Source organism: Enterobacter cloacae complex sp. 394F7 (genome assembly GCF_057320385.1).
Window position 1 is genome coordinate 1 of the sequence record NZ_JBXWCS010000030.1, and the last position, 10,180, is coordinate 10,180.

Below are 10,180 nucleotides of genomic sequence, written 5' to 3' on the forward strand. Positions count from 1 at the left end.
TACCGGGAAGAAGAGAGCGAAGTTATCCCCGGGAAGTGAGAATAAAAGCCCAGAAATATCCGGCAAGAAAAAATGCTGATCACCTTAAGTGACCAGCATTAGGAAATATCCCGGCTTTTTGTTCCACCCCCGTGGCTAAAAACCTTACAGGCTTTCAGTAAAGGTACGCGCGATAACGTCGCGCTGCTGTTCCGGGGTCAAGGAGTTGAAACGCACCGCGTAGCCAGACACACGAATAGTCAGCTGTGGGTATTTTTCAGGATGCTTAACCGCATCTTCCAGCGTTTCGCGACGCAGTACGTTCACGTTCAGATGCTGACCACCTTCAACACGCACTTCTGGTTTCACTTCCATTGGGATTTCGCGGTATTCAATTTCGCCCAGCTTATTAACTGGAACGATTTCATCTTCCGCAAAACCCGCTTTTGCTACCACACAGCGTGCTTCGTTTTTCTCGCTGTCCAGCAGCCAGAAAGAGTTGAGCAGATCGTCGTTTGCAGCTTTAGTAATCTGGATACCTGTAATCATGTGTTGCCTCCCTTAGGCTACATTAACTGGTGTCGGCCTTTCGCGGCCAATTGGTAAAACCATTGTTTCTTGTGTGAATATATATCATTCACACCACGGCGATTTATTGATTTAAATCAACAAAATCACCAACCACACAAAGAGTGTGGTCTGGTTTTATTGTTTCAGATCAATTTTCCAGCCTTACCAATTCAAATCAATTTGTAATTTTTCAACCATAATTTAAGGAGTTAGGGCTAATTTCCGCATGGAATTTTGCACCGCAGGATTTAGCGGTTAAGCTAGGCGCAGAATGAGATTCGCAGGAGAGCGAGATGACGACACCGCTGACATGGCACGATGTGCTGGCAGAAGAGAAACAGCAGCCCTATTTTATCAACACTCTCAGTACCGTTGCGGCAGAGCGGCAGTCTGGCCAGACGATTTATCCGCCCCAGAAAGACGTATTTAACGCGTTTCGCTATACCGAACTGAGCGATGTCAAAGTCGTGATCCTGGGTCAGGATCCTTACCACGGCCCTGGTCAGGCTCATGGGCTGGCCTTCTCCGTGCGCCCGGGCGTGGCTATCCCCCCTTCTCTGCTGAACATGTATAAAGAGCTTGAAGGAACGATCCCCGGTTTTACTCGGCCCAATCATGGTTACCTGGAAAGCTGGGCGCGCCAGGGCGTGCTGTTACTGAATACTGTCTTAACCGTACGAGCAGGTCAGGCGCACTCTCACGCCAGCCTTGGGTGGGAAACCTTTACGGATAAAGTCATCAGCCTTATCAATGAACATCGTGAGGGGGTAGTGTTTTTACTCTGGGGATCGCATGCGCAGAAGAAAGGGGCGATTATTGACCGTCAGCGTCATCACGTGTTGAAAGCGCCACACCCGTCTCCGCTGTCAGCCCATCGTGGTTTCTTTGGCTGTAATCATTTTGTTCTGGCGAATGAGTGGCTGGAAAAACGTGGCGAAACGCCGATTGACTGGATGCCCGTGTTACCGGCAGAAAGCGAGTAGGAAATGAATGTGCCGGGCTGGCCCGGCACATAAAAAGCTTATGCTTTGTTCTGACGCCACCACTCCGCCAGCAGTACGCCGGTCGCGACGGAAACGTTCAGACTTTCCACATTGCCCGTCCCGTCAATAGAGACGCTCAGATCCGCACTCGAGAGTGCCGCGTCTGACAGACCATCACGTTCCTGACCTAACACCAGCACCATCTTGCGCGGCAGCGTCGCTTTAAACAGCGGCGTACCGGCATGGCTGGAGGTCGTCACAATGGAATAGCCCGCTTTACGGAACTGCTCGATGGCATCCAGAACGCTGTCGCCGGTGATCGGCTGAACGTGCTCGGCACCGCCTTCCGCAGTACGGATCGCAGCACCGGATTCCAGCAGCGCAGCATCCTGCAGCAGTACCCCTTTAACGCCGAAGTGCGCGCAGCTGCGCATCATCGCACCCAGGTTATGCGGGTTACCCACATCTTCCAGCGCCAGCACGCAGTCATCGGCACCGGCCTGGCTGACCCACTGTTGCACCGTTGTGCCGTTGCGTTTTTTGATCAGGAAGCAGACACCACCGTGGTGTTCGGTGCCTGACGCTTTCGTCAACTCGGCATCATCAACCACATGGTAGGCTTTACGGTTTGCCGCCATCCAGCGCAGGGCTTCTTTGAAGCGAGGGGTGACGCTCTGGATAAACCATGCACGAACGATACACTCAGGGCGGCTCTGGAAAAGAGCCTGACAGGCGTTTTCGCCATACACGCGTGTCTCTTCCGCACGCTGACGGCGCAGCACTTCCGGATCGATAAAGCTTTTACCGCTGATCCCGCCGTGATCGGCTTTTTCAGGCGTCTCATCGCCAGGCGCGCGGGACACGGTACGCCATGGTGACGAACCCTCACGTGCAAAATCATCGCGTTTGCGATCGTCACGCTTGCGGTCATCACCGCGGTTGTTTCTGTCATCGCGGGCGGGGCGACGGCCACCGTCTGCACGAGAGGACGCCGGACGCCCGCCACCTTTTCCGGTACGCGGATTTTGGGTGCGTTTATCAGAGTCATCATCACTGCGGACATACATCACTTTGACCTTGCCGCTTTTATTTTTCATTTCGTCGTTCATGCTTTTCTCCACCAGCGCTGCGCGAAGCGCGCAGATTACCCGATGTGCAAGCGCATAGCCATAATTTCGTACAAAAGCCTGTGACTATTGTTCTCATTGAATAAAACGCATTGTCGTTTCAAACAGGCTCATTGATAATATGTAACATATTAGAAACATTATCGGCATACTGCCGCTGTCCCATGGTTCTATCAGAGGTTAGTTATGAATACCGTATGTGCCAACTGTCAGGCTCTTAACCGCATTCCGGACGATCGGATCGAGGATGGTGCGAAATGCGGGCGTTGTGGCCATGAGTTGTTTGATGGCGATGTGATTAACGCTACAGGTGCTACGCTGGACAAACTCCTCAAGGACGATCTCCCGGTGGTTGTCGATTTCTGGGCACCATGGTGTGGCCCGTGCCGTAATTTCGCGCCAATCTTTGAAGATGTCGCCGAAGAGCGCAGCGGGAAGATGCGTTTTGTGAAGGTGAATACGGAGGCAGAACGCGAGCTCAGCGCCCGTTTTCGTATTCGTAGCATTCCGACCATCATGATTTTCAAAAATGGTGAAGTCATCGACATGCTCAACGGCGCGGTACCTAAAGCACCGTTCGAGAGCTGGTTGAACGAGTCGCTGTAACATTCACGGGGCACATCTTGTGCCCCGTTCCCGCCTCTGCGAAAATGGGGTTTTTCCTGCCCTTTCGCCCATGACTGATAACGCTGTACTTCAATTACGCGCCGAACGCCTTGCCCGCGCGACTCGCCCTTTTCTCGCTCGTGGCAACCGCATCCGTCGCTGCCAGCGCTGCCTGCTGCCGTTAAAAGTGTGCCTGTGCGACACGCTGGTACCGGCCACGGCGGAAAGCCGTTTTTGCCTGGTCATGTTTGATACCGAACCGATGAAACCCAGCAATACGGGTCGTCTGATCGCCGATATTCTGCCTGATACGGCCGCGTTTCAGTGGTCGCGAACGGAGCCTCCTCAGGCCCTGCTCGACTTAGTGGCAAGCCCGGACTATCAGCCGATGGTCGTTTTCCCCGCCTCCTATGCAGGCGCCGACCGTCAGGTATTGTCAGCCCCGCCATCCGGAAAACCACCGCTGTTTATTATGCTGGATGGCACCTGGACGGAAGCGCGGAAAATGTTTCGCAAAAGCCCTTACCTTGATGCGCTGCCGATCATTTCTGTCGACCTCTCTCGCGTATCGGCCTACCGCTTACGTGAAGCCCATGCTGACGGACAATACTGCACCGCCGAAGTGGCGATCGCACTGCTGGATTTAGCGGGTGATACCGAGGCGGCTGGCGCGCTGGGCAGCCATTTCTCCCGTTTTCGCGAACGCTATCTGGCGGGAAAAACCGTTCATAAGGGCAGTGTCACAGCAACCGGGACAGAAAACGTTTAAAATCATCAGGTCGCTTGCATTCACAGGAGGCCTGCATGAGCCAGCGAGGGTTAGAAGCGCTACTACGTCCTAAATCCATAGCCGTTATCGGCGCATCAATGAAACCGGATCGCGCTGGCTATCTGATGATGCGCAACCTGCTGGCCGGCGGATTTAATGGCCCCGTTATGCCCGTTACACCGGCCTATAAGGCCGTTCAGGGGGTGCTTGCGTGGCCTGATGTGCAGAGCCTGCCTTTCGTACCCGATTTGGCCGTACTTTGTACAAATGCGAAACGTAACCCGGAACTGCTGGAATCGCTCGGCAAGAAAGGGTGTAAGACCTGCATTATCCTCTCATCTCCTCCTGAACAGCAGCCTGAGCTTCTGGCGTGCGCCAGCCGCTATCAAATGCGTATTCTCGGGCCGAACAGTCTGGGGCTGCTCGCCCCCTGGCAAGGACTGAATGCCAGCTTTTCTCCAGTGCCGATCCGTAAAGGCAAACTTGCTTTTATTTCGCAGTCGGCTGCGGTATCCAACACGATCCTTGACTGGGCGCAGCAGCGTGAGATGGGGTTCTCCTACTTCATCGCCCTGGGTGACAGCCTGGATATCGACGTGGATGAACTGCTGGATTTTCTGGCGCGTGACAGCAAAACCTGTGCGATCCTGCTTTATCTTGAACACCTCAGCGACGCCCGTCGTTTTGTGTCGGCATCGCGCAGCGCGTCACGTAATAAACCCATCCTGGTCATCAAGAGCGGACGCAGCCCTGCAGCACAGAGCCTGCTGCATTCCCACTCCGGGATGGATCCCGCCTGGGATGCGGCTATCCAGCGCGCGGGTTTACTGCGGGTACAGGACACGCACGAACTTTTTTCCGCCGTCGAGACGTTGAGTCATATGCGTCCGTTGCGCGGAGAGAAATTAATGATCGTCAGTAACGGTGCAGCTCCGGCTGCGCTGGCGCTGGACGAACTGTGGTTACGTAATGGCAAGCTGGCCACGCTCGGTGAAGAGACGCTTCAGCGCCTGAGAGAGGCTTTACCCATCAGCGTTGCCCCCGGGAATCCCCTTGATCTACGCGATGATGCCAGTAGCGATCGCTATATCAAAGCCATTTCTATTTTGCTGGATAGTCAGGATTTCGATGCGCTGATGATTATCCACTCCCCCAGCGCGGTCGCTCCTGGCAGTGAGAGCGCGCGAGCCCTCATTGAAGCAGTGCGTAACCATTCGCGTGGTAAATACGTCACTCTGCTCACCAACTGGTGCGGTGAGTTCTCCTCTCAGGAGGCACGGCGACTGTTCAGCGAAGCGGGGTTGCCAACGTACCGCACCCCGGAAGGGACTATTACCGCCTTTATGCATATGGTGGAGTACCGTCGTAACCAGAAACAGTTGCGTGAAACCCCAGCATTGCCCGGCAATCTGACGGCAAATTCCGTCGACGTTCACCGGCTGTTGCAACAGGCTATCGATGAAGGTGCGACATCGCTGGACACTCACGAAGTGCAACCCATTCTTGGTAGCTATGGGATGCAGACGCTGCCCACCTGGATCGCCAGCGACAGCGCGGAAGCAGTACATATTGCCGAACAGATTGGTTATCCGGTCGCCCTTAAGCTTCGCTCACCGGATATTCCCCACAAGTCCGATGTGCAGGGGGTAATGCTGTATCTTCGAACCGCGGCTGAAGTTCAGCAAGCGGCAGATGCTATTTTCGACCGCGTAAAAATGGCCTGGCCCCAGGCCAGGATCCACGGACTGCTGGTGCAAAGCATGGCGAACCGCGCGGGCGCACAGGAACTGCGGGTGGTTGTTGAGCACGATCCGGTTTTTGGCCCGCTCATCATGCTGGGAGAAGGTGGCGTGGAATGGCGCCCTGAAGAACAAGCCGTGGTGGCCTTACCGCCGTTGAACATGAACCTTGCTCGCTATCTGATTATTCAGGCCATCAAAAGCAAAAAAATCCGTGGCCGGAGCGCCCTGCGTCCGCTCGACATTGCGGGGTTAAGCCAGTTCCTGGTGCAGGTCTCAAACCTGATAGTCGATTGCGCGGAGATCCAGCGGCTGGACATTCATCCTCTGCTCGCCTCCGGCAATGAGTTCACGGCGCTGGACGTCACGCTGGATATCGCACCATTCGAAGGCGACAGAGAGAGCCGTCTGGCAATCCGTCCTTATCCTCTGCAACTGGAAGAGTGGGTGGAGATGAAGAACGGTGAGCGTTCGCTGTTTCGCCCCATTTTGCCGGAAGACGAACCGCAACTGCGGACGTTTATCTCTCAGGTCACGAAAGAGGATCTTTACTATCGCTACTTCAGCGAAATCAACGAATTTACCCACGATGATTTAGCCAATATGACCCAGATCGACTACGATCGAGAAATGGCCTTTGTCGCCGTTCGTCGTTCCGAAAACGGTGATGAGATCCTTGGCGTGACGCGTGCTATTTCAGATCCGGATAACGTCGACGCGGAGTTTGCCGTACTGGTGCGCTCCGATCTTAAAGGCCTGGGCCTTGGGCGGCGGCTACTGGAAAAACTCATCAGTTATACGCGCGATCACGGATTGTTACGCCTGAATGGCATTACTATGCCAAACAATCGCGGTATGGTGACCCTGGCGCGAAAACTCGGTTTTGACGTTGATATTCAGCTGGACGAGGGGATTGTTGCCCTCTCCCTCACTCTGAAATCGCCGGATAAACCCGAGTAAGCTACTGGAAATGTTACCCACTTTGGACGGGACTGGTGGTATCATTGTCCGCTTATGTTGTTTGCATGGTACAGACAACCCTTCAATGAACAGAGAAGAAACGCACTGTGATGTTGTCAAAATTTAAGCGTAATAAACATCAACAACACCTTGCTCAACTACCGAAGATTTCTCAGTCAGTTGATGATGTAGAGTTCTTTTACGCTCCCGCTCATTTTCGGGAGACGCTTCTGGAAAAGATTGCCAGCGCCACGCGACGCATTTGCATTGTGGCACTCTATCTTGAACAAGATGAAGGTGGGCGCGCGATCCTGAATGCGCTCTACGAAGCCAAGCGTCAGCGTCCTGAACTGGATGTTCGCGTGCTGGTTGACTGGCACCGCGCTCAGCGTGGCCGCATTGGCGCTGCTGCTTCAAATACAAACGCAGACTGGTATTGCCGCACGGCGCAGGAAAATCCTGGCGTTGATGTCCCTGTTTACGGGGTGCCGGTGAATACCCGTGAAGCGCTTGGCGTACTCCATTTCAAAGGGTTCATCATCGATGACAGCGTGCTTTATAGTGGCGCGAGTCTGAATGATGTTTACCTTCATCAGCTCGATAAGTATCGCTACGACCGCTACCATCTGATCCGTAATTCGCAGATGGCCGACATCATGTTTAACTGGGTGGATAAGCATCTGGTACATGGCCGTGGTGTGAATCGCCTTGACGATCCTCATCGACCGAAAAGCCCGGAAATCAAAAACGACGTTCGCGCGTTCCGCCAGGAGCTGCGCGATGCGGTTTATCATTTCCAGGGCGATGCAAACAACGAAGAGTTGTCCGTTACACCTCTGGTGGGCTTAGGAAAATCCAGCCTGCTGAACAAAACGATTTTCCATCTGATGCCGTGCGCAGAGCAGAAGCTCACTATCTGTACGCCGTACTTTAACCTTCCCGCCGTGCTGGTGCGCAATATCATTCAGCTGCTGCGCGACGGTAAAAAAGTGGAAATTATTGTCGGTGATAAAACGGCTAATGACTTTTTCATTCCTGAAGATCAACCCTTCAAAATCATCGGCGCCCTGCCCTACCTCTATGAGATTAACCTGCGTCGTTTCCTCAGTCGCTTACAGTATTACGTAAACACCGACCAGCTGGTGGTGCGTCTCTGGAAAGATGAAGATAACAGCTATCATCTCAAAGGAATGTGGGTTGATGATGAATGGATGCTGCTGACCGGCAACAACCTGAACCCTCGTGCCTGGCGTCTGGATCTGGAAAACGCAATTCTGATCCACGATCCACAACATGAGCTGGCCGCGCAGCGTGAACGTGAACTGGAACTTATTCGTACACATACGACGGTGGTTCGTCATTACCGCGAGCTACAGAGCATTGCCGATTATCCGGTGAAGGTTCGTAAGCTGATTCGCCGTTTGCGTCGCATCCGTATCGATCGTCTTATCAGCCGTATTCTGTAATATCCAGGCCCTGCCACCCGCAGGGCTTTTTTATGGAGCTGTTGATGCGTCTTCTTCTGTTAGTCATGACCCTCTGTTTAACCGGCTGTAGCCATATGGCGAACGATAGTTGGTCCGGCCAGGATAAAGCGCAACACTTCCTCGCATCCGCGATGTTGTCCGCTGCCGGTAATGAGTACGCCCAGCACCAGGGGTATAGCCGGGATCGTAGTGCGGCAATCGGCCTGATGTTCTCAGTCAGCCTTGGGGCATCGAAAGAATTATGGGATAGCCGCCCCTCAGGGAGCGGCTGGAGCTGGAAAGATTTTGCCTGGGATGTTGCCGGTGCCACGACCGGCTATGCCGTGTGGCAGATGGCGCATTATTAAAGACGAATACCTTTCCCTTTGCGATGCAGCATCAGGGATACGATAAAGGCCAGCGCCCCCATGATCGTCACATACCAGAAGAATGTCGTTTCGCTTCCCCATGATTTCAGGGACAGCGCAACGTACTCAGCCGAACCACCAAACAGGGCATTGGCGACCGCATAAGAAAGCCCTACTCCCAAAGCACGCACCTGTGCCGGAAACATCTCGGCCTTGAGTATTCCGCTGATCGAGGTGTAGAAACTCACAATCACCATCGCCAGCATCACCAGTGCAAATGCGGCATAAGGTGATGAGACGTGCTGAAGCGCGGTTAAAATGGGGACGGTACATAAGGCGGACATGCCACCAAAAATCAACATCGATGTGCGACGGCCGATCTTATCTGAGAGCGCACCAATTAGCGGCTGTATCAGCATAAAGACGAACAGCGCGGCGGTCATGATGACGCTGGCGACGTTGGCGTGCATTCCCGTAGTATTCACCAGATACTTTTGCATGTAGGTGGTAAAAGTATAAAAACTGAGTGAACCACCGGCGGTGAAACCGAGAACCATCAGGAAAGCTTTGCGGTTTCGCCACAGTCCTTTAAACGATCCCGCTTCCTTCAGCGCCCTGACCTCTTTTTGCGAGGTTTCGTCTAACTGACGGCGCAGCCAAAGCGCCACGATCGCCAGTGCAGCTCCCATCGCGAAAGGAATTCGCCATCCCCATTCATGAAGCTGGCTGTCTGTGAGGATCTGCTGCAGGATCACGACAACCAGAATGGCCAGCAGTTGACCGCCGATGAGCGTGACATACTGGAAAGAGGCGTAAAAACCCTTCCGACCTTCAAGTGCAATTTCACTCATGTACGTGGCGCTGGTGCCGTACTCTCCCCCAACGGAGAGTCCCTGGAATAAACGAGCCAGCAATAAAAGGGCGGGCGCCCAGGTTCCAATAGCGTCATACCCCGGCAGACAGGCGATGATAAGGGAACCAAAACACATCATGCAGACCGAGATCAGCATGGAGGTTTTACGCCCGCGACGGTCTGCGATACGGCCAAATAACCAGCCACCAATCGGTCGCATTAAGAATCCTGCTGCAAATACACCTGCCGTTTGCAGTAGCTGCGTTGTGGTGTTTCCTGACGGGAAGAAAATATGTGCGAAGTAAAGTGAACAGAATGAGTAGACGTAAAAGTCGAACCATTCAACCAGGTTACCGGATGAGGCACTAACAATTGCCCATACCCTTCTTCGGGTATCACTGGCAACCAGCGTCCCGTTCGATGTAATGCTTTCGGTCATTATGATTATACTCCTGCCATAAACAACGGCATGTTGAGCTCTGAGGGAACTCAATACCTTGTAAATTAAATGTTATTATTTTGTTATAAATAACATTGCGAGGGAGATCACAAATTTCGTTAGCAAGGTAAGTTCCGGAGAAAGCCCAGGAGGGGAATGGTGCGGTCTGATGCCCTCTCCCGCAGGAAGAGGGAGAAAAACAAAAGCAAAAAACCCCCCACCTTACGGTACGGGGTTCTTCTTATTTGATGCCTGGCAGTTCCCTACTCTCACATGGGGAGACCCCACACTACCATCGGCGCTACGGCGTTTCACTTCTGA

Annotated in this window: 9 protein-coding genes; 6 read left to right on the top strand and 3 right to left on the bottom strand. The window is 53.5% G+C overall.

The window, feature by feature from the left end; genetic code table 11:
* Positions 1-144: 144 nt before the first annotated feature.
* Entirely contained in the window at positions 145-528 is a 384-nt protein-coding gene (gene grcA / locus AC2FAK_RS22745) for an autonomous glycyl radical cofactor GrcA (protein WP_013098327.1), read from the bottom strand.
* Between the two features lie 314 nt (positions 529-842).
* On the opposite strand from grcA, the gene ung reads away from it, so the two are divergent.
* The gene (gene ung / locus AC2FAK_RS22750) at positions 843-1,532 is read left to right on the top strand and encodes a uracil-DNA glycosylase (RefSeq protein WP_029882221.1); all 690 of its coding nucleotides are present in this window, start codon (positions 843-845) and stop codon (positions 1,530-1,532) included.
* Between the two features lie 38 nt (positions 1,533-1,570).
* On the opposite strand, the gene AC2FAK_RS22755 is transcribed toward ung, so the two are convergent.
* Positions 1,571-2,641, bottom strand: a complete 1,071-nt coding sequence (locus tag AC2FAK_RS22755; RefSeq protein WP_094916802.1) for a tRNA/rRNA methyltransferase — start codon at positions 2,639-2,641, stop codon at positions 1,571-1,573.
* A 204-nt stretch (positions 2,642-2,845) separates the two neighbouring features.
* On the opposite strand from AC2FAK_RS22755, the gene trxC reads away from it, so the two are divergent.
* The 5 genes from trxC to AC2FAK_RS22780 all read left to right on the top strand — a co-directional run bounded on the left by trxC (position 2,846) and on the right by AC2FAK_RS22780 (position 8,567).
* Complete coding sequence (gene trxC / locus AC2FAK_RS22760; RefSeq protein ID WP_013098330.1) at positions 2,846-3,265, top strand: thioredoxin TrxC; 420 nt, start codon at positions 2,846-2,848, stop codon at positions 3,263-3,265.
* Between the two features lie 70 nt (positions 3,266-3,335).
* Positions 3,336-4,034: a tRNA-uridine aminocarboxypropyltransferase gene (tapT, locus tag AC2FAK_RS22765; RefSeq protein ID WP_040023399.1), complete on the top strand. Its 699-nt coding sequence runs from the start codon at positions 3,336-3,338 to the stop codon at positions 4,032-4,034.
* Positions 4,035-4,069: 35 nt separating this feature from the next.
* Positions 4,070-6,733: a bifunctional acetate--CoA ligase family protein/GNAT family N-acetyltransferase gene (locus AC2FAK_RS22770; protein WP_095455774.1), complete on the top strand. Its 2,664-nt coding sequence runs from the start codon at positions 4,070-4,072 to the stop codon at positions 6,731-6,733.
* Between the two features lie 110 nt (positions 6,734-6,843).
* A complete protein-coding gene (pssA, locus tag AC2FAK_RS22775; protein WP_029882218.1) occupies positions 6,844-8,199 on the top strand; it encodes a CDP-diacylglycerol--serine O-phosphatidyltransferase in 1,356 nt (451 codons plus the stop codon).
* Positions 8,200-8,243: 44 nt separating this feature from the next.
* Positions 8,244-8,567, top strand: coding sequence for a YfiM family lipoprotein (locus tag AC2FAK_RS22780; protein WP_020685902.1), 324 nt, complete (start codon positions 8,244-8,246; stop codon positions 8,565-8,567).
* On the opposite strand, the gene AC2FAK_RS22785 is transcribed toward AC2FAK_RS22780, so the two are convergent.
* Positions 8,564-9,859, bottom strand: coding sequence for an MFS transporter (locus AC2FAK_RS22785; protein ID WP_013098335.1), 1,296 nt, complete (start codon positions 9,857-9,859; stop codon positions 8,564-8,566). The two genes, AC2FAK_RS22780 and AC2FAK_RS22785, sit on opposite strands and share 4 nt — an antisense overlap.
* Between the last annotated feature and the right edge of the window lie 321 nt (positions 9,860-10,180).